Here is a 19,360-nt window from a genome sequence, read left to right as displayed (position 1 = left end):
GGGTTATTGCGGATTTTCCGGAAAACGCAGCGTGAACGCCGTGCCCGCGGTCCGGTTCAAGTCCATCCCGCCGAGCAATTGATGGGTTAAGGTATCCACCAATTGCAAGCCCAGCGAGCCGGTGTTTTTAAAGTCCAGCGCCTCGGGAAGACCGACGCCGTCGTCGGCGATCGTCAGGCAGTATTCGCCCAGCCGCAGGCTGAAAGCGATGCGCACTTGACCCGCGCGATGGCCGGGAAACGCGTGCTTGAGCGCGTTGGACAGCAATTCGTTGATGATCAGGCCGCAGGGAATCGCGGTATCCACGCCGAGAAACACATTGTCGATGGCCATTTCGATCGCGATGTTACCCGCATGCGCGCCGTAACCGAATAACAAGTGATCGACCAGGCTGCGAATGTATTCGTTGAAATCGATTTTCGCCAAGTCCTTCGATTGATACAGCTTCTCGTGCAGTAGCGCCATGGCCTTGATTCGGTCGGCGCTTTGCTGGAGCAGATCGGCGGTTTCCGCGTTGGTCACGCTGGCGGCTTGCAGATTGATCAGGCTGGAAACCACCTGCAGGTTGTTCTTGACCCGGTGGTAGACTTCCTTCAACAACACCTCTTTTTCGGTCAGCGCTTGGCGCAAGCGGTCGTGGGCATTTTTGCGCTCGGTAATATCGACGATGGAGCTGAGGACGATGGTGCCGTTCTCGTCGTCGATCAGCCCCAAGCCGATTTCGACCGGAAATTCGCTGCCGTCCTTGCGCAAGCCGAACAAATCCCGGCCCTCGCCCATCGGCCGCGATACCGGATCGGCCAGATAGGCCTGGCGAGCGGCGACGTGTCCGCCGCGAAAGCGTTCCGGGACCAGTAGCTCGACCGGCTGCCCCAGCAACTCGGTGCGCGAGTAACCGAACGAGGTCTCGGTTTGCGCGTTGACCATCAAAATCGTGCCGGACTCGTTGACCATGACGATAGCATTAGGCGCGGATTCGACCGCCTGCCGAAATCGATGTTCCAGGCGTTTGCGGGCGGTGATATCGACGATGGAACTCAGCACCAGGGTTTCATCGTGGCTATCGATCAGGCCCAAGCCGATCTCGACCGGAAATTCGCTGCCATCCTTGCGCCTCCCGTATAAATCGCGGCCGGCACCCATCGGCCGCGACACCGGATCGGCGAAGTAGGCGCGACGGAAGTCGGCATGGCCGCCGCGAAACCGCTCGGGCACCAACATTTCCACGGCCCGGCCTATCAGTTCGGCGCGGGTGTACCCAAACGACAGCTCGGTCTGGGCGTTGACCATGACGATGCAACCGGATTCGTTGACCATCACGATCGCGTTCGGCGCTGCTTCCACCGCCTGCCGAAACCGGTTCTCCAGGTGTTGGTATTCGGAAATGTTTTCGTGGATGACGATGACCGCGCCCAAGGCCGGCTCGGCGAAGCGCGCGACTCTTCCGGTAAACCACAGTTGGCCGGTGGCGGTACGAAACGCGTACTCCAACGAAAATTCCGGCTGCGTACCGTTCAACACCGCCAAGATGCCGTCGTAAAACGCCTGGCCGCCCCTGTCGTTGGTCAGGCCGGCGGCGAGCAGGTCCGGATAGTGTTGGCCGAGTCGTAGAGCCGGCTTGGCGTTGGCGTGTGCTTGGTCGAACGCCAACCAGGCTTCGCTGACGTGCACGACCTTGGCGTCGGCATCCAACACGCAATATTGTTTGGCCAGTGCCGCCAACACGGCCGCTTGGAAAGGAGCGGCATTTTCCGGATGCGGCGTGGTCGACATCCTGGCCCCCTCTGATTGGTTGTAAGAGTCCCTAATCATAGATCATCGGTCTGATTCGAACACCTTAAATCCGCCGCGCTTGAAATCCGCCGATAGTGCTTAGTTGTCAGCGTTGTTCAAGACCATCATGCCCGCCGGGAAATGGGCATCCAGTGCCATGAAGGGTAGGCTTAAATCCATCTGTTGAGTCCGGATTCGCTCCGCTAGTTCTTATTTGTCAGCGTTGTTCAAAACCGTCATGCCCGCCGGGAAGCGGGCATCCAGTGCCGTGGATGGTAGGCTTAAATCCGTCCGTGGCGTCAGACTTCGCCCACCGACGTTCACAGCAAATTCAGGCCATCGCTCGGCCGGTACGCGCCGGCCGGCAAATTTTCGATATTAAAACGCCCCGATCGCATGGCCGCAGGCTTTTTTCAGCCTGCCGCCGGCTTCGCCCGCGCTTCCAACGGCCGCGGCCGCGTTTTAAAAGACGCCGACCACACATAAAAATCACCGGAAGGCACGCTCCAACGCTTCGAACGTACCGCCGCGACACCCGAACGTACCTTCGACACTCTCGGCCGTCCGTTCGGCGGTTACGAAGGTGCGGTCGAATCTCGATGGAACGCGGTCGGGACGATAGTCTGTACGGTGGAATGAGTTTTACGTGCGGTCGGCGGAAACGGCGGCGCGAACGCCGCGAATTTTGAGCGCATATCCTGCCCCGCAAGTGTGAATTCTCCCGGCGCATGCGCGGCCAAAACCCGTTGGCATCCGCATGCGCTGTTAAGCGCCGAGCAGCCCACCGATGTCGGAAGATCAATCGCTTGTTATCGAGCGAGAATCCGTCGAAATCGAACCGCCTCGCTTCGGAGGGTGTCGTAAAAGTCGAAACAGAACCCTCTCCTTGCGGGAGAGGGCAGGGTGAGGGGGATAAAATCAATGCCTTACCTAAAAAACGGATTCGATAGCCGCCTGACTGGCCCACAGGGTTAAAACCAGGGATAGTTTTAGGAGCGAAGGTTCGCGGTTGCCGGTCCATTGAACGCCGACACGTTGGGTTACGCTTCGCTAACCCAACCTACGCGCTAACCCAACCTACGCACTGTTCCAGTATGCTCTGCCGTTGCGGTCGAACAACAGCACCGACGTGTTGGGTTACGCTTCGATAACCCAACCTACGCACTAGGTAGGAACATAAAAGCCCCAGACACCATTGGAGAGTTCGCCCGCCGCAAACCGGACGACCTTGCTGGAAGTCTCGACTTCATAAACCCACGCTTGGTGGCGTTCGTGGAGATAACTCGGATGTGGAACCACGATAGGTTCTTGACCGACGCTTTGCCATTTGAATTTCCAGAGCTTGAGCCCAAGTATGGACACGCCGTCGCCTTCAACGCCGACATGCACGGGCTTCCAACCGGGAGTGAAAGTATCAAGCGGCATAACGTTGGACGTAACGGGCGCCGGAGTGCAGCGAAGGGAACCAAAATGCGCAGCATTTTGGCGTCCCGTTGACGGACTTGTTAGGTTCTTTTGAGGCGGCCAGCATTCTTCTTGAAGTTGCATTCATAGCACTCAGCCTGAATATTCGAGATGTCGTCAGTGCCGCCGTGATAGACCGCGTGCTTGTGCCCCTTTGTCCAGACGTTCTTGTAACGCGAGTCTGGCCTTGGGGGAATAGCTGACCATTCCCTGTCGCACTCGGCACATGTTGGCGATCTTGCAAGCAGAGCGCTCCATTCGCGTTTGGTATGGCTCCCTCCGTTTTCCTTGATCCTTTGGGCGCGTAGTTTGGCTCTTGCGTTTCTACAGTCCATACAGCGATTCCAACTGTTGAACCTCGATCCGCCGCATTTCGTGCAGATTGGCATATGACGAGTACCTAACGCCAGTGTAACGGGCCGGTTTGGAGCGCTAGCGGAAAACCGGTCACGTTGACGCAATCGTTATGCTCTGAAGCGACAGTTAGCATTAAAGCTGTCACAAAAAACCTCCACGAACCGCACGATCTCTGAGAGAGGACACCCATTCATTTTTTGGATTTTCAAGGCAATCAGCCATTGGCCAACTTGGCGCGGTCTCAATCAGATGAAGGAGTGACCACGCAAAACCGTAACAGCTGTCGGGCGGACCAAAAAGTGAAATAAGGTTTCTTGCTTCTTCATCCGACAACGGTTTCTCGATGGCTCGAAGCAAACCTTCTGCCTCGCGCAGATACTCCAACGAAGCCTCAGCCTCGGGTGGCAATGGTCCGAGATCAATGAGTTGCTGAATTTCGGGACGCATAATGTCTGAGCTCAGGGGCGCTGCGCAGCTTTATCGCGCAGCGTCCCCTGGAACGATGGGTTAGCCGGCGATGTATGGTCGGACGCTGACATTCTCAAGGCTATGTTCTGTAGGGCACTATTGATCGCTTAACTTCAACGTCAGAAAGCTGCTTTGTCGCAAGAAATTCTCGGATTCCACGTTCTAGCAGCATGTCACTGTCGGGACCAAGGATTACTTGACTAAGCTTCAGTGGCGGTTGATTGGAGAGTGTTGGAGCAAGCTCATTGGCGGCCGCATACGGCAAAAGTCTTGTGCGCGTAGTGCGGAAGTGTTTTGGCGTCGGGGCGATTTCAAATGCCTCAATGAGGCTGGGATACTCAATATAGGCAAGTCTGTATTCGTTTTCCACCAGGAAGGCTGGGTCTTTGAAGAAGGCAATCAGTTCGAGAAGGCGATCAACCTTGTGATATACGTCTGGAATTCTATCCAGACGACTCGCCTCCATATCAACGGCGTATGCTTGGCACAAGTGGTTTAGGTAGGTTGATACAAGACTACGCTGGCGCTCCCGATCGTATTCGACAGGGCCAAGATGAGCGCGATAGGCATGCAAGGACAAGTTGCGTGGCTCAAAGCCAACTGCAACCGGGCCATAGGAGCGCCATTGACTCAAGCTGTCACCATCAGCAGAAAATGAAGCAACGCAAATTCTGTGCGTACTTTGTTGGATGTCCTTTCCCCACGTCTGAAGTAGCCCAAGAACACCTTCGGCAGTCTCAGTTTTCGTTATTTCTTCAATAACGTCGAGAACCAACTCCGCACCGTGTGCCAGTTCTCTGGTGTCATTCAGGTATGCGTAATCACTGAGCCAAATAGTTCCGCTTTCGACTATACCCACGAAGCCATCGAGTGATGTGTAGTGGTAAATGAGATCTGGTGTCTTGGTTCGCACCAAGTGATTTCTTCTCGCTTCGTTCCAGAACGTCTTCGGTGCTGAGAACCAGTTTGGAAATCTATTGTTGTCCCAAGAGAAATAGGGTGTGCCAGATGTGGCGACCCACCTCCGGCGCGTGTAGATATCAGGTGGCTCGCCCTCCATGAGTGACAGCACCTGAAACTGATCTTCTTCGACCCCATTCCGGCATTCGGGCCATGGACACGGCAATGTGTCAATGATGCCGTGCTCGTGACATCTTTCGTCCGGGAAAATTGTGTGCGGTAACGTGTGCATCGTGAGTATCGCCGGCTAACGCCAGCGTAACGGGCCGGTTTGGAGCGTTAGCGGAAAACCGGTCACGTTGACGCAATCGTTAGGCATTTTTGTACTCCTTTACCAATTCAAAAAATCTAATAACAGATGACCTATGCTGCTCTTCTGTAACATTACACGAATATCCTTCCCATTTGATATTTGTTGGCGATAAACCTATTTCGATTGCTAGGATCATGTTTTGCCAACCAGCAGTAGATTCATAAAAGCCGAATTTCTTTGCAACCCAGTCATGAAACCCCTGAAAATTGCTCAGAAAATCTATTAGGGTTGTTTCATTCTCAACCGCAAAGGTATACCCATCCAAAAATGAACGAACATTAGATAACTTGCACTCTCCCGTATACATTGCAGTACGCGTGCTTATTAGTTCTATCAGTTCGTAAATATTTTTCATGCGTAATTTGGTGCCTAACGTAGAGCTAACCGGGCGCGGCCCGGAAAGCTGAAAAAACAAAACCGCATTATAACCGCGCTCCGGTTGAGCGCCATGTTAGGCCTGATGACATAAACTACACTGCAACGCAGACCAGAAAACTGAGCGATTACTTATCGGCTTTGCATGCGCTTATAATACCAAAGCTCAAATACTCCAGTTATGCCAAACAGCTCAAGCAGTTTGAACAAAACCTCAGCAGCTTTATCCCCATGTGGAATCCCATGTTCATTTAGTATAACGGTAAGCCCTATGAGCGCCCCAGCCCTCACTAAACCTATAAATAGTTTGTCTGATTCTTTCATAAATAAATTCGCTCCGGTATTGCCGTTCTACATTCCTATGACGCCTAACAAGGAATTAGATTGTTTCCGTATATCTGCCGAAAAATGACCTTTGCCACGATAACTTATTGATCTGCATGTGATCTTCCTTTCTGTATATCCTTCGGCGGAGAAATAATGACCGGTAACGGCCAGACTGTTGCCATTGAATCAGATCGAGCCATAGTCCGCAACGGCTCGATAGAAACAGACTTAAAAAGCCCGGCCATTAATTCTACTTTGTCGGATTTAAGCAACGCCGTCATGCCTGCCGGGATGGGGGCATCCAGTGCCAGGATGGCAAGCTTCGATCCGTCCGCGGGCTCTGGATTTCGGCTATCCCTGCCGAAATGACGAGCACTACCGAGAATCTGACAAGGCAGAATTAATCACTCGTAAGCTCTGGTTCAGAGCCAATCGCTGCAGCGCCAAATCTGCGGTCAAGCTGGTGCGTTAAAGATAGGCAGCAGAAGATGGGATAGACCGGAAAGTTTCGCTATGCAACTCAGTCTAAGGCTCATAATATTGAACGAAATTTTGCGCCAACGAATCAGGAGCCGCCATGAGTATTGCCGTCACCGAAATAGTGCCGTTTTCCGAAGCCTGGACCCAGTTATCCGCTTTGGCGAGCGAGGCGCAAACCGGTAAGGAAAAAAATGGCGAAGCCGCGGCGGCGTTGATCGGCGCGGAACGCTTGGATCGTTACCATCGCCTGGAACGGGCGCATATCCACTTATTGTTATTGCATGAAATCGAACGCGGATTGGCCGATGTAGCGGCGGGGTGCCACCAGGATGCCTGCGAAGCCTTGAAGCAAATCAAACACGCTCGGGCAAATTCGGCATCCGTTTGAACCGCTCTGTAGGTTTTGCCGATCACTTTCTCGCCAATTTGCAAGACATCAACAGCAAATTGTACCGGCCGACGCATGTATCCGCTCGCTATTAAACACCACCAACAACTCGGCTATGACTTGGCTGGCTTGTGGCTAAATCGTTAAACCTTTATCGCTATGGCTAAAAAAACCAAATCCGCCTACGTCTGCACCGAGTGCGGCGCCGATTATCCCGGCTGGTCCGGGCAATGCAATCAGTGCGGGGCGTGGAACAGCATCAAGGAGGTGCAGTTGGGTGGCGGCAAGACCGCGCGCGACAAATCCGGTTACGCCGGCGCGCGCAGCGAGGTGCGTTTGCTGTCCGAGGTCAATCTGGCCCAAGCCGAGCGGATTTCCAGCGGCCTGGCCGAGTTCGACCGGGTGCTGGGCGGCGGTATCGTCACCGGTAGCGTGGTGTTGATCGGCGGCGCGCCGGGGGCCGGCAAGAGCACGATTTTGCTGCAGGCCATCGCCCATATCGCCCGGCATTTACCGGTGTTGTACGTGTCCGGCGAGGAATCGTTGCAGCAGATCGCCGAGCGCGCCCACCGTCTGCAATTGAACACGGCCGGCATCAAGATGCTGGCGGAGACCTCGGTGCAGCAGATTTGCCAGGTCTTGGACGAGGAACAGCCCAAGGTGGTCATCATCGATTCGATTCAAGTCATGTACACCGCCGACTCCGATTCCGCGCCGGGCTCAGTATCGCAGGTGCGCGAATCCGCCAGCTATTTGACCCAATACGCCAAGCGCAGCGGCGTGTCGTTTTTCATGGTCGGCCACGTGACCAAGGACCAGTCGCTGGCCGGACCGATGACCTTGAGCCATATCGTCGATGCGCAAGTGGTGTTGTCGTCCACCGACGACTCGCGCTTTAGAGTGTTGCGCGCCGACAAGAACCGTTTCGGCAGCGTCGGCGAACTGGGTTTTTTCGCGATGGAAAGCAGCGGCTTGAAGGAAGTGAAAAATCCGTCGGCGATGTTTTTATCGCGCGCCGAAAAGCCGTCGCCGGGCAGCGTAGTAACCGTATTGTGGGAAGGCACGCGGCCGTTGCTGGTGGAGATTCAGGCCTTGGTCACCGAAAGCCAATATGGCAATCCGCGCCGGCTGGCGGTGGGTTTGGATCAAAACCGGCTGGCGATGCTGTTGGCGGTGCTGTCGCGCCACGGCGGCATTTTCACCGGCAACGACGAGATTTACGCCAACGTGGTCGGCGGCATCAAGGTTTCGGAAACCAGCACCGATTTGGCGATTCTGGTCGGGGTGGTGTCCAGCTTACGAGACCGCATCATTCCCTACGACACGGTGTTTTTCGGCGAGGTGGGCTTGAACGGCGAGATCCGCCCGGTCGCCAACGGCCATGCTCGGCTCAACGAAGCCGCCAAGCACGGCTTCAAGAAGGCGATTATTCCTAAGAGCAACAAGCCCAAGGACCCTATCAAGAATCTGGAGATACACGCGGTCAGCAACATTCAGGAAGCGCTGGCGGTATTGGCCGAGCTTTAACGCAGACTGTCCAGCACGTCGCGCAAGCGGTTTTGGATCGCCTGCAACCGCCTCAACTCGGCAATCTCCGGAAATTGGCGGGCGGCGGCATCGACGGCATAAAATTCGACGCTGTGCCGGTGTTCCGGTAACGCCAGCTCGATGCGCGTGGTTGGCGCGTCGGCGATATTGAATAAACGCCCGTCGGCGGCCCGCAAGGCCCGTATCCGTTCGGCGATCGAGGCGGCGGCAAGATCGGGCAAGCGCTGGTCGGCCAGCAGATACGTCAACAAGGCTTGCAGCTCGGCCGGCGCCAGTTGGCGGCTGCGATCCGCGCCGTCGCCGAACCAGGCGGCGGACCCGGTCAAGCGGCCACCGGCCGTCAACGTCAGTAACGGCGAGTCGGCCGGCCGGGACTGCATTCCGCCGGCCATATCGAAACGCAGTATCACCGCGTCGACGTCGGCCGGCAAGCCGTATCCGCCGGCGCCAGCCGACGCCGCCGATACCGCAAGACCGAATACCAGCCAGACCCGCGCCGGAAACGCCCGCCACCATCGGCGGGCCGAGCAGCCGGATGCGCGCCGATGCCGACCGCTACCCGCGCCCGCCATCAAGCCGACCGGCGTCGGCCGGGCAATCCGACGAATCCCAGCAGCGCGCCCGCGAACATCCATAGCGAAGCCGGCAGCGGCACCGGCGCGACCACGGAATAACCCAGGTCGCGGAACGACTGTATCGTGGTATTACTCAGAAAGGCAGGCGCATTCAGCCAGCCGGTCATCAGTTCGTAACGCATGTCGTGGCCTTCGGTATCGACGATGCCGGTATTGGCGGCACCTTTGTCGACCTCGTTCCAATGGCCGTCGGCGGTGCCGCTGCCGCCGCCCTGTTCCACCGGCACGTAAGTCGCGCCGGCTTGACCGAATTCGCTACGGTAGGCCGCGACCCCATATTCGCCGGTGTATTGGCCGCTGCCGCTGGTGTATAAGCCATTGGCTTCCCACAAGGTACCAAAGCCCAGCACGTGAGCCATTTCGTGCTCGATCACCGATAAGAACGTGCCGTTGCTGATCATATTGGCGATGTCGGCGGTATCGAATTGCATGTCGCCGAGCCGGGTCAGCTGGTAGCCGCCGGTGTTATACGAATTACGCCCGCTGGCTTTCCATGTCTGCGACGGACCGGCCGAGCCCAAGGTTCCGCCGCTGCCGTCGATGGCCGCCGCCGAGGCGCTGATCGTGACGCCGTTGATGCGTTGATCAGTTACCGCGCTATCGTAGCCGGTGATAATGGATTCCCAAAAACCGGCGGCGTCTTGGAAATAGCTTTCCTGTTCGCTGGTCAAGCCGCTAAAGTTCAAATTGATCTGAAACGACGCGGCGTCGGCCTGACCGACCGCCAGCATCAAACCGGCGGCAACCCCGGCCCATTTCCTTTTATTGCACATGCTTCCTCCTGATGGTTAAAGTCGATCGCAAACGCCGCCCCCTGAATATCCGCTACGGAGCGACCGTGGCTGAATTTTAACCGGCAAGGCGCGTAAAACCACGCCTGGAAAGGTAAATTTTGGTAAACGCGGCGCTGAAAAGTAGCCCGGTTGGCGAAAACCGCCCGGCGTGCCCGACCAGTGCCGCGATTGTCGGGTTTATAGTACAATTTGCGCCCGATTCTCGCCGTAGCGGCGCGCTAACTCAACAACACAGCAGGTTCAGACGATGACAACGATGGATGACAGAGACGGTTGGATATGGCTAGACGGCCAATGGGTCGCTTGGCGCGATGCGAAAGTGCATGTACTGACTCATACCCTGCATTACGGCTGCGGCGTGTTCGAAGGCCTGCGCGCTTACAAAACCGACGCCGGCACCGCGATTTTCAAACTGGCCGAACATACCGACCGTCTGTATCGTTCCGCGCATATCATGAACATGAAAATGCCGTACTCCAAGGACGAGATCAATCAGGCCCACAAGGACGCGGTCGCCAAGAATAATCTGGACAGCGCCTACATCCGCAGCATGGTGTTTTTCGGCTCCGAAGGCATGGGCTTGCGCGCCGACAATCTGAAAGTCCATGTGATGATCGCGGCCTGGACTTGGGGCGCCTACCTGGGCGCGGAAAACATGGAAAAAGGCATCCGCATCCGCACCTCGTCCTATACTCGCAACCACGTCAACAGCACGATGTGCAAGGCCAAGGCCAACGGCAATTACATTAATTCCATCCTGGCCTTGCAGGAAGCGCTGTCCACCGGTTACGACGAAGCGCTGTTGCTGGACCACGAAGGCTTCTGCGCCGAAGGCAGCGGCGAAAACCTGTTCATCGTCCGCAACGGCAAGCTGTACACCCCGGAAACCACCTCGGCGTTGGAAGGCATCACCCGCGATACCTTGATCACGATCGCTCGCGAGCAAGGCTACGAAGTCATCGAAAAACGCATTACCCGCGACGAAGTTTACGTGGCCGACGAAGCCTTCTTTACCGGCTCCGCCGCAGAAGTGACGCCGATCCGCCAGTACGACAACCGCGACATCGGTTCCGGCAGCCGGGGACCTGTCACCGAAAAACTGCAAGCCTTGTACTTCGATTACGTTCACGGCCGCCGCGCCGACCGCAAGGAGTGGTTGAGCTTGGTGTCCTAAGCCGACGTGCCTTCCCCGCATCGCATCCTGGTCGTCGGCCCGTCCTGGGTCGGCGACATGGTGATGGCGCAAAGCCTGTTCATCGCCCTCCAGCAACAACACCCCGAGTGTCACATCGACGTCCTGGCGCCGGCCTGGTCGCTGCCTCTGTTGGCGCGGATGCCGGAAGTGCGCGACGGCATCGCGATGCCGTTGGGGCACGGCGAGTTCGGGCTGAGCGCGCGTTTTAGACTGGGCCGGTCAATTCGCGGGCGTTATGACCGGGCCATCGTCCTGCCTAACTCGTGGAAGTCGGCTTTTATACCGTTTTTCGCCGGTATTCCCCAACGCACCGGCTATCTCGGCGAACTGCGCTGGGGCTTGCTGAACGACGCTCGCCGGCTGAATGAGCGCCGCTTGACGATGACGGTGCAACGCTTCGTCGCGCTGGGCCTGCCGGCCGACGCCGAACAACCGCCGGCCTATGCGTTTCCGAAATTGGCGATAACCGCCGAACAACGGCAACGTGTCGCGGACCGATTTGGAATCGCGGCCGACACTAAAATCTTGGCACTCTGCCCCGGTGCCGAATACGGTCCGGCCAAACGCTGGCCGGCCGAGCATTTCGCCGCCGTCGCCAAGGCCAAACACGCGGAGGGTTGGCAGGTATGGCTGTTCGGATCGGATAAGGACCGCGAAGTGGCTAACGCCATCAACGATCTGACCGGCAGGGTTTGCCGCAATTTCGCCGGTGCAACCGCGCTGGCCGAAGCGGTCGATTTACTGTCGCTGGCCAATGCGGTCGTCAGCAACGACTCGGGCTTGATGCACGTCGTCGCCGCCCTGAACAAGCCGGTCGTCGCGCTGTACGGCTCGTCCGATCCGGGATTCACGCCGCCTTTACACCCCAACGCGCGAATTCTGACCCTGGGCCTGGATTGCTCGCCGTGTTTCCAGCGCGACTGCCCACTCGGTCACACCCGCTGTCTGGCCGACATCGCGCCGGAGCGAGTATTGGCGCTACTCGCCCCCTGAGCGGATGAAAATCGCCATCGTCAAACTGTCCGCTCTGGGCGACATCGTCCATGCGATGGTCGCGCTGCAATTTATCAAGGAAGCGCTACCGGATAGCGAAATCGACTGGATCGTCGAGGCTGGCTTTGCCGGCGTCATCGAGCACAATCCGCACGTCAACCGAGTCCTGACCGTCAATCTGAAAGCGCTGAAATCGAACAAAGCCGCGATTTTTAGCGAAATTGCCAAGGTGCGCGGCTATGCCGCCGCGAATTACGATCTGGTCATCGACGCCCAGGGGCTGATCAAATCGGCGCTGGTCGCGCGCCTGTTGTCGGCCAATTGCGTCGGATTCGACCGCGATTCGATCCGGGAGACATTCGCGGCCTGGTTTTATCGGGAAACCGTGGCGTTTCCCTACGATGCCAACACGATAGACCGCAACGTCGCGGTGCTGACCCAACCGCTGGGTCTGGACATCGGCCCCGACCGGATTTTAGCCAAGCAACCCTTTCTGTACTTCACGCCGCCGACCGCCGAGTTGAACGAGTACTTCGTGCCGGACCAGCCCAACGTCATTTTGGTGATCGGCTCGACCTGGCCCAGCCGCAATTATCCGCTGGAGCAGTACCTGCGGGTCATTTTCGGCCTGGAAGCCAATATGCTGATTTGCTGGGGCAGCCAGCAAGAACACTGGATGGCGCAATGGCTGGCCGAACGCAGTCTGGCGCGGCCGCTGCCGAAACTGAGTTTTAACGACCTAAAGGCCGCGATTGCCCGTTGCGACCTGTTGATCGGCAACGACACCGGACCGACCCACATGGCCTGGGGTTTGAACCGGCCATCGATTACGCTGTTCGGACCGACGCCGGTCAGCCGGGTTTACCAAACGGCCATCAACAAGGTGTTGAAGTCGCCGTCCGTCGTCGACCCCTTCAAACTGAACAAGCTGGATTTCTCGATCAATCAAATCAAGGCCGACAGTGTCGTGGCGTTGGCGAGAAGCTTGCTGCCGGCCCGCGCAAAAAGCCAACCGGGCTAAGTTTCGCCGGCGGCTTTAATGGCCCCCGCATTGCCGCAGGTAATAGCGGACAAACCGGGCAATCGGGTCCGCCAGCGACAGTATGCGGACGATTTCAATCGCCGATACCCTCACCGTGCGATCGGGATCGGCGGCAAAATCAAGCAGCTCCTTCGCCGAATTGGTGACCGGCCTTAGGCTAAGCGCGCCGAATTCGGATGCCGGAATGTCTCCAACCACGGCCAACTCGCCGCCGGCCAGTTCGACCAAACAACCCGGCGGCCAAACGCCTAGCGCCCGCACGAAATCGGCCGTCAAATCGCCGTCGAATAGCCGCGCTCCGGCGTTATAAATGCTTGCCAAGGCTTGTAAACCGCTCATCGCCGGGCGACCGGCGTGTTCCCAGCACAAATCCTCGCACTCGGCGGCCATCGCCGCGATTTGCCCCGCTCTGCTCAAATCTCCCCCACCGAGTCCGCGCGGATAGCCGCTGCCGTCCGCTCGTTCATGATGATTTAGCACGATGTCCAATACCTCGGCCGGTACGTCGGAAGCCGCCAGCAACATATCGCGTCCGCATTGCGGATGTTGCCAAAACAAAGCCGTTTCGCCGGCATCCAAGGGCCGCTCGGCCGCTCGTATCGCGTCCGGCAAACGTTGTAGGCCAATGTCGAGCAACAGCGCGCCGCTGCCCAAGTGTCTTAAGGCCTCGGCCGACAGTCCTGTCGCCAGCCCCCAAACCAACGCCAACGCGGCGGCATTGACCGCTTTCGCGGCCGGGTCCGGTTGGGTGTCGCGCATCAAGCCTCCCCAAACCCGCCCGGAGTCCGGCGAAATCCCCTGCTCCAGCTCCGCCGCCAGCTTATCAACCGTCGCAAAATCCAGCGTATTTTCCGCCGCCGCGCGCCGCAAAACGTCGGCGTAGCCGAGGCGAACCGCCGCGTAACAGCCTTCCCAAGTCGTCGTATCCAGATCCGCGCTCGAGGGAATCGCGCCGGCCGGCGGCGAATCGCTAATATCCTTGCCTTTGGCGGTGTCAATGCACACAAACCGGCAATACTCGCGCAAGGTCGCGACTTGTTTGGCCGAGGTCACGGCAAAGCGGGTTCGAAAAAACGGCAAATCCAGCCATTTTCGATCGGTATCGACGATATACATCCCGATCTCCAGCTGCTCGGCGTTAATTTTTTTTATCATGCCAGCCGTCCGCCGCGCCCCTAGGCTCCGACTATGGCGTAGTCCTTGACGAACAAGCCATCCCGGTAATATTCGTTCAAATCCAACCGATAATCCTTGGCTCGCACCACTTGCTTGACGGCATAGCGGTTTCCCTGTGGATCGGCCACCGGTTTGGCCAAGTCCAGCAACCGGGGCTCGATGTCGCTACGCTGGCTATCCTTGACGATCAATATCTTTGGTTTCAAACGATCGACCTTGTTTTGTTCGACCACGATGCCGATTTCGCCGCTACTCAATTCGACGGCATTGCCCTGCGGATAAAAGCCGATACAGTTAATGAAATGCGTGACGTAATGGGCTTCGTAACGTTGGCTCATCCCCTTGACCAGCGTGCCCAACGCAATCAAATGCGGTTGGCCGTGCTGATAAACCCGGTCGCTGGTCATCGCGTCGTAGGTATCGACGACGGCAACCATTTTGGTGAAATCGGACAACGCCGATTTATCCAAGCCGCGCGGGTAACCGCCGCCGTTTAGTTGTTCATGGTGGTTGTGCGCGACATCGACCGCGCCGGGGAATGCCCCTCTGGCCGACATCAACACGTTGCGGCCGTAGACCGTGTGATTGCGCATGATGTCCAGTTCGAACTTGTCGAGCTTGCCGGGCTTGTTCAAAATCTCCAACGGCACCTTCATTTTGCCGACGTCGTGCATCAACCCGCAAAAGCCGATCTTGTTGAGGTCTTCGACCGAATACTTCAATTCCCTGCCGAGCAGGATCGCCAAAATGCACACATTCATACAGTGTTGAGCGGTGTATTGATCCTGGTCCTTCAACTGGGTCAGCAATAACATGGTTTCGGGATGTTCCAGCACTTGGTCGACACATTCGGCAACCGCTTGCTTGACTGCCTCGGTATTGAATTGATTACCGAAGCGAATATCGTCCAGCACGGTCTTAATCAAATTGCCGACGCGCTGAAAGGTGACGGCGGTCTGTTCGAAAGAACGCGCAAAACTGAGCTGTTTGCGCGCCTCGGTCGAGCGAGTCGGAATGGCTCCGGTATGGTCTTTTTGAAACTTGACGTCGATATAAACGTAATCGCAAACCGCCTGTATGGCCTGAATATCCGCATGGCTTTCGATGACAATGCGATCCAGCATAAACGGATTTTCGCCTTTCGGTGCTTCCAACTCGCATACGCACATTCCGACTCTGAGTTCGTAAACATGCATTCTGATTATTCCAGCTTTATTCGCAGACATAGACCCCACCAAAATCGAGCCGGCATTGTGCAATAGATCGACCGGCCTAACACGCTTGGATGCCACAAAATATTGATTTGTCTCGCACATTTTGCGAATCCACCGCCGTGCTATTCCAAGACCGCTCACATCGCGGCGCACCGTGGGCGAGCCAACGCTTCTCCCCTTTCCCCATCCACCGCTATTCCCGGCGGCTCGCAAACGCCCATCGCAATACATGAATAGGACTATAGCCGACGCACGTCGCCCGACAACCTGGAAAACCCGATTACACTCGCCGCCGATTGCGTTACACTGCGTACCTCGGCGGACCTCCCTGCCCTTTCCAGCCACGCCGGCGATCTTCCGGCGCCTTGCTTCGGCCCAGCTCCACCGCACGGTCCGGCACATGCGCCGGCCGCAAGAACCACCGTAATTTGTGCCGACATGAGGAGAACACAGCGATGTTTCTCAAATCGTTCCGACAATACGCTAACGCGTACCCAACACCGCCATTAAGAATTCCGCAGCGCATCAGCTTGTTTTTGCTGGCCTTCCTGCCGTTGTTTACGATTTCTCAAATTCTGATTTTTATGCAACCGGCCATATACCGTAGCGAGGCTTCGGTATTGACCAGCGAATCCGCCCAGGTCGACCAAGCGCCGGCCGAGGCCGATCCGCAACAGACCGGCATCCAGGCCCAGGTCTTGCTCGGCCAGGACATCCTCGAAAAAACCGCCGCGCGTCTCAGCGAGCGGTCCGCGCCGACAGACGTCGCGGATCTGCATAAGATGCTGGGCGCCACGCCGGTGGCCGACAGCAATCTGATTAAATTACACGCCGAAGGCTACGACCCTGGAAAACTGCAGGTGATTCTGAACGCCTGGATAGAAACTTATCGACAACTCCGCGAAGACTACATTCGCCAAGTCACCGCCCAATCCACGGCGACCCTGGACGGCGAACTGGATCGGGTGGGACTATTGTTGTCGGCAAAACGCCGCGAATTGGATCAGTTCCGACTAACCCACAATATTCTGTCCCAAGATAGTAGCGACAACCAAGCCCACGCCCGCCTGCAGGGTCTCAACGCCTCCCTGAATAACGCGCTGGAAGAAGAAGCCAAGGCGAAAGCGAAAGTCGGAGCGATCCGCGCCGCGATCGAAGAAGGTCGGCCGGTAATTCCGAACCAAGACAGCCGCAGTTTGGCGGTTCTGCAAGAAACCGCGGAGCGCTTGCGCGACAAACTGGAAAACCTGCGCGGCCGCTACACCGAGCATTACATCGATTTTCATCCGACCATGAAAATCGTCAAACAGCAGTTGAGCGAACTCGATGCCAAGATCAGCGAAAAAGAGCATAGCGGCACCGATTTCATGTTGCAGGAAGCAAACACCGCCTACGTGGCCGCCCGACGCACCGTCGCGGATTTGCAAAAGCAACTGGCTCAACACAAGCAAAAAGCCGCCGAATACACTGGACAATTCGAAAAATACCAAGCGATGCTGCAAGAACTGGAAGGCCTGGAAAAACTGCAGCAAGACACCAAGCAGCGCTTGGCGGACATCGAAGTCAAACAGCGCCAGACCCATCCGCAATTGAGCGTGATCGATTGGGCAACCCTGCCGACCGAACCGATTCGACCGGATTATTGGCTGGCCGCCGCGATCGCGTTGGCCGCCAGCGTGGGGGCGGGTCTGTTCGCGGTCTGGCTGGCGGACTATCTGAATCCCAATCCACAATTGCGCAACTTGCAAACGATAACCGGCATTCGGGTTTACCCGCACCGGCCGTCTCCGAACGATCGCCGACAATTGCTGGACAGGCGCCGACCGCCCGACGCACTGGGCTTCGATCCGCTACAAGCCATTAACGAATCGCCGCGCGAAGACGGCGAGGACCGCCGCCGCGACCGGCGCTAACCTAACGGTCCCTCCCCCTGCATCCCCACGAAAAATGAAAGCCGGTGGCGTAGGCCGGGATTTAGCCGTGCTGGAAGGCTCTCCGGCACCGGAAGAGTTTTGGTCTTTCCGACGAACGCCGCGAACGACAAACGCCCTTCTCCCTACAAATCCTGCCTTTTCGAGCGGTCTCCGCTGCCGAGCGAGTACCAGAACCTTGGTCAAGACAGAGTCGGTCGCCGACAGTCTAGCGTCAGGCACTCGCCAATTGATAGTAAGCCTCCGCGCGCGCCGCCAACTTGCCGACTACGTCCGGGTCCAGCTTGCCTTCCGCGACGCGCCGGCGCAAATCAGCCAAAGCTTCTTCCGCCGTCACGCTGGGACGGTAAGGCCGTACCTGAATCAATGCCTGAAAAATATCGGCCACCGCGATGATCCGGCATTCCAAATCCAATTCCTTGGGCTGACTACGGAACGGATAACCGTCTCCCACCAGGGTTTCATGGTGATAGCCGGCCCAAATCGGGATTTTGGAATCGGCGAACACCCGCAGTAAAATCCTGAAGGTATCGTAACTGTGCCGGTGCATCGTCGCCCGTTCGGACGGCGTCAAGCCTCCCGGCTTATTGATGATGTCCTCGGACACGCGCAGTTTGCCGATGTCGTGCAGCAAGCCGGCGATTTCAATCTGCTCCAGATGGCAACCGGATAATCCGAAATCGGCGCCCAATTCGCGGGCTATCAACGCCACCCGCTGCGAATGCTCGTCGGTAAATGGGGTCTTGGCGTCGACCACGCGGGAAAACAAAGTCGCCAAATCTTTAAGCTCGGCCATGTCCAGCAACACCGGTTCCAAACCGGCGCCAATCACGCGCAAGTCCTCGTCGAGGTATTCCGGCTCCATCGCCAGCCAGAACGCCTCGACCTCCGCCAACTCGGCGAACGCCTCGACCAATTCCGGGCAAAACAGCAAGCCGGCCAAACCGCGAATCCGGGCGATGATATTCGAAAATTCGTTCAGAATATGCTCGCTATTCAAGAACGGCGCCTGCAGCACATCAATACGATCGGCCAGAAACAGCAAATTGGTCCGCAAGCGCAAGTCCGGCGCCAGCGGCAATTCCAGCAAGGTCCGCCAACGGGTGTGGTGATAGCGAATGTCGTCGGCCAGATGGGCAACCGGCCGGCAGGCCGCCAAATACTCGGCGCCGCGGATGCAATGATCTTCCGCGCCGTCCCATTCCAGCGTCTCGGTCAACTGACGGTGCTCGTGAATCCGCGACACGCCGCAATCGTGCAACATGCCGGCATGCAACATCGCCATCCGATCGGTGGCCGACCAACCCAGACGATCGGCAACGCCGCGCGCGATCATGGCCACCCTTTTACCGTGGCGGACTTCGTCGACGCCCACCAGGTCCAGAGCGCCGCTCAACGCGGCGATCGCCTCGTGCATATTGACGTGTTGTAGAGTCTTCAAAATCGGCCCCCGCCCGAAATGTGCCGGACTCGAACTGTGACGCCCGGCCCCGCTTGACTAAAATTACCGAGCCATTCTAGCACGCGGCCGCGTGGCCCCGCGCCGCCGACAATGGTAGAATCAAACCCTCTTACCACCCGAACCCGAAAGGAAGTCATGAGTCAGATTATTATCGAACACAATCCCAGCGAGGAGCGTTTACAGGAATTGGGCGTCTCCGAATGGCCGATCTGGGAAAAAGAAGTGTCCAAATTCACGATCGATTTCGACGAAACCGAAACCGCCTACGTCCTGGACGGCGAAATCTTGGTCACGCCGACCGGCGGCGAAGCGGTGCGCATCGTCCCCGGCGATCTGGTGATCTTTCAAGCCGGTTTGGACAGTCATTGGGAAGTAGTCAAACCGCTACGCAAACACTATCACTACGATTAAGGCGCGGCCGGCCCGAGGTTTGGAAAAGGCATCCACCGGATGCCTTTTTTATGA

At 57.4% G+C, this 19,360-nt stretch carries 20 protein-coding genes; 8 read left to right on the top strand and 12 right to left on the bottom strand.

Going from position 1 to position 19,360, the window contains the following annotated elements; translation table 11 throughout:
* Positions 1-3: 3 nt before the first annotated feature.
* The 7 genes from ACQE3D_RS04100 to ACQE3D_RS04070 form a co-directional block, all read right to left on the bottom strand.
* Positions 4-1,773, bottom strand: a complete 1,770-nt coding sequence (locus ACQE3D_RS04100; protein WP_313729005.1) for a PAS domain S-box protein — start codon at positions 1,771-1,773, stop codon at positions 4-6.
* Positions 1,774-2,937: 1,164 nt separating this feature from the next.
* Entirely contained in the window at positions 2,938-3,321 is a 384-nt protein-coding gene (locus ACQE3D_RS04095) for a hypothetical protein (RefSeq protein ID WP_313729006.1), read from the bottom strand.
* The gene (locus tag ACQE3D_RS04090) at positions 3,279-3,572 is read right to left on the bottom strand and encodes an HNH endonuclease (protein ID WP_427501238.1); all 294 of its coding nucleotides are present in this window, start codon (positions 3,570-3,572) and stop codon (positions 3,279-3,281) included. Before ACQE3D_RS04090 ends, ACQE3D_RS04095 begins: the two co-directional genes overlap by 43 nt.
* Positions 3,573-3,735: 163 nt before the next feature.
* On the bottom strand, positions 3,736-4,041 hold the full coding sequence (locus ACQE3D_RS04085) for a hypothetical protein (protein WP_313729007.1): 306 nt from the start codon (positions 4,039-4,041) through the stop codon (positions 3,736-3,738).
* Between the two features lie 100 nt (positions 4,042-4,141).
* The gene (locus ACQE3D_RS04080) at positions 4,142-5,254 is read right to left on the bottom strand and encodes a DUF2971 domain-containing protein (protein WP_313729008.1); all 1,113 of its coding nucleotides are present in this window, start codon (positions 5,252-5,254) and stop codon (positions 4,142-4,144) included.
* Between the two features lie 79 nt (positions 5,255-5,333).
* Entirely contained in the window at positions 5,334-5,690 is a 357-nt protein-coding gene (locus ACQE3D_RS04075; protein ID WP_064022071.1) for a hypothetical protein, read from the bottom strand.
* Positions 5,691-5,842: 152 nt separating this feature from the next.
* Positions 5,843-6,034 (bottom strand): hypothetical protein, encoded by a 192-nt coding sequence (locus ACQE3D_RS04070; protein ID WP_313729011.1) that lies wholly within the window; start codon positions 6,032-6,034, stop codon positions 5,843-5,845.
* Between the two features lie 156 nt (positions 6,035-6,190).
* Here ACQE3D_RS04070 and ACQE3D_RS04065 point away from each other — a divergent pair, with 156 nt between their 5' ends.
* From ACQE3D_RS04065 to radA, 3 genes are all read left to right on the top strand, one after another.
* On the top strand, positions 6,191-6,406 hold the full coding sequence (locus tag ACQE3D_RS04065) for a hypothetical protein (protein ID WP_313729012.1): 216 nt from the start codon (positions 6,191-6,193) through the stop codon (positions 6,404-6,406).
* 208 nt (positions 6,407-6,614) lie between these two features.
* Complete coding sequence (locus ACQE3D_RS04060; RefSeq protein WP_313729013.1) at positions 6,615-6,905, top strand: hypothetical protein; 291 nt, start codon at positions 6,615-6,617, stop codon at positions 6,903-6,905.
* 159 nt (positions 6,906-7,064) lie between these two features.
* The gene (gene radA, locus ACQE3D_RS04055) at positions 7,065-8,432 is read left to right on the top strand and encodes a DNA repair protein RadA (protein WP_168031278.1); all 1,368 of its coding nucleotides are present in this window, start codon (positions 7,065-7,067) and stop codon (positions 8,430-8,432) included.
* Here the strand turns inward: radA and ACQE3D_RS04050 are convergent.
* Entirely contained in the window at positions 8,429-9,025 is a 597-nt protein-coding gene (locus ACQE3D_RS04050) for a hypothetical protein (RefSeq protein WP_313729014.1), read from the bottom strand. The two genes, radA and ACQE3D_RS04050, sit on opposite strands and share 4 nt — an antisense overlap.
* A complete protein-coding gene (locus tag ACQE3D_RS04045; RefSeq protein ID WP_313729015.1) occupies positions 9,025-9,861 on the bottom strand; it encodes a leishmanolysin-related zinc metalloendopeptidase in 837 nt (278 codons plus the stop codon). The genes ACQE3D_RS04050 and ACQE3D_RS04045 overlap by 1 nt, the downstream gene beginning before the upstream one ends.
* A 268-nt stretch (positions 9,862-10,129) precedes the next feature.
* On the opposite strand from ACQE3D_RS04045, the gene ACQE3D_RS04040 reads away from it, so the two are divergent.
* From ACQE3D_RS04040 to waaC, 3 genes are read left to right on the top strand one after another with little or no spacing between them, the layout of a single operon-like run.
* Positions 10,130-11,056 carry a branched-chain amino acid transaminase gene (locus ACQE3D_RS04040; protein WP_281022319.1) on the top strand — a complete coding sequence of 309 codons (927 nt, stop codon included), beginning with the start codon at positions 10,130-10,132 and terminating at the stop codon, positions 11,054-11,056.
* 57 nt (positions 11,057-11,113) lie between these two features.
* Entirely contained in the window at positions 11,114-12,070 is a 957-nt protein-coding gene (gene waaF / locus ACQE3D_RS04035; protein ID WP_409521101.1) for a lipopolysaccharide heptosyltransferase II, read from the top strand.
* Positions 12,071-12,074: 4 nt separating this feature from the next.
* Entirely contained in the window at positions 12,075-13,091 is a 1,017-nt protein-coding gene (gene waaC / locus ACQE3D_RS04030) for a lipopolysaccharide heptosyltransferase I (protein WP_313729017.1), read from the top strand.
* Between the two features lie 15 nt (positions 13,092-13,106).
* Here waaC and ACQE3D_RS04025 read toward each other — a convergent pair whose 3' ends face one another.
* Positions 13,107-14,267: an HD-GYP domain-containing protein gene (locus tag ACQE3D_RS04025; protein WP_313729018.1), complete on the bottom strand. Its 1,161-nt coding sequence runs from the start codon at positions 14,265-14,267 to the stop codon at positions 13,107-13,109.
* Positions 14,268-14,287: 20 nt separating this feature from the next.
* Complete coding sequence (locus ACQE3D_RS04020) at positions 14,288-15,484, bottom strand: HD-GYP domain-containing protein (protein WP_313729019.1); 1,197 nt, start codon at positions 15,482-15,484, stop codon at positions 14,288-14,290.
* 473 nt (positions 15,485-15,957) lie between these two features.
* On the opposite strand from ACQE3D_RS04020, the gene ACQE3D_RS04015 reads away from it, so the two are divergent.
* Positions 15,958-17,415, top strand: a complete 1,458-nt coding sequence (locus tag ACQE3D_RS04015; RefSeq protein WP_064028801.1) for a GumC family protein — start codon at positions 15,958-15,960, stop codon at positions 17,413-17,415.
* A gap of 232 nt (positions 17,416-17,647) precedes the next feature.
* Here ACQE3D_RS04015 and ACQE3D_RS04010 read toward each other — a convergent pair whose 3' ends face one another.
* Complete coding sequence (locus ACQE3D_RS04010) at positions 17,648-18,874, bottom strand: HD-GYP domain-containing protein (protein ID WP_231883661.1); 1,227 nt, start codon at positions 18,872-18,874, stop codon at positions 17,648-17,650.
* Positions 18,875-19,030: 156 nt separating this feature from the next.
* Between ACQE3D_RS04010 and ACQE3D_RS04005 the strand changes: the two genes are divergently transcribed.
* Positions 19,031-19,306 (top strand): cupin domain-containing protein, encoded by a 276-nt coding sequence (locus ACQE3D_RS04005; RefSeq protein ID WP_064028806.1) that lies wholly within the window; start codon positions 19,031-19,033, stop codon positions 19,304-19,306.
* Positions 19,307-19,360: the final 54 nt, after the last annotated feature.

The sequence above is a fragment of the Methylomonas sp. MS20 genome, from assembly GCF_050275925.1.
GTDB lineage: Bacteria > Pseudomonadota > Gammaproteobacteria > Methylococcales > Methylomonadaceae > Methylomonas > Methylomonas koyamae_A.
Note: the sequence above shows the minus strand (reverse complement) of the source record. Positions and strands in the feature narration are given on the sequence as shown.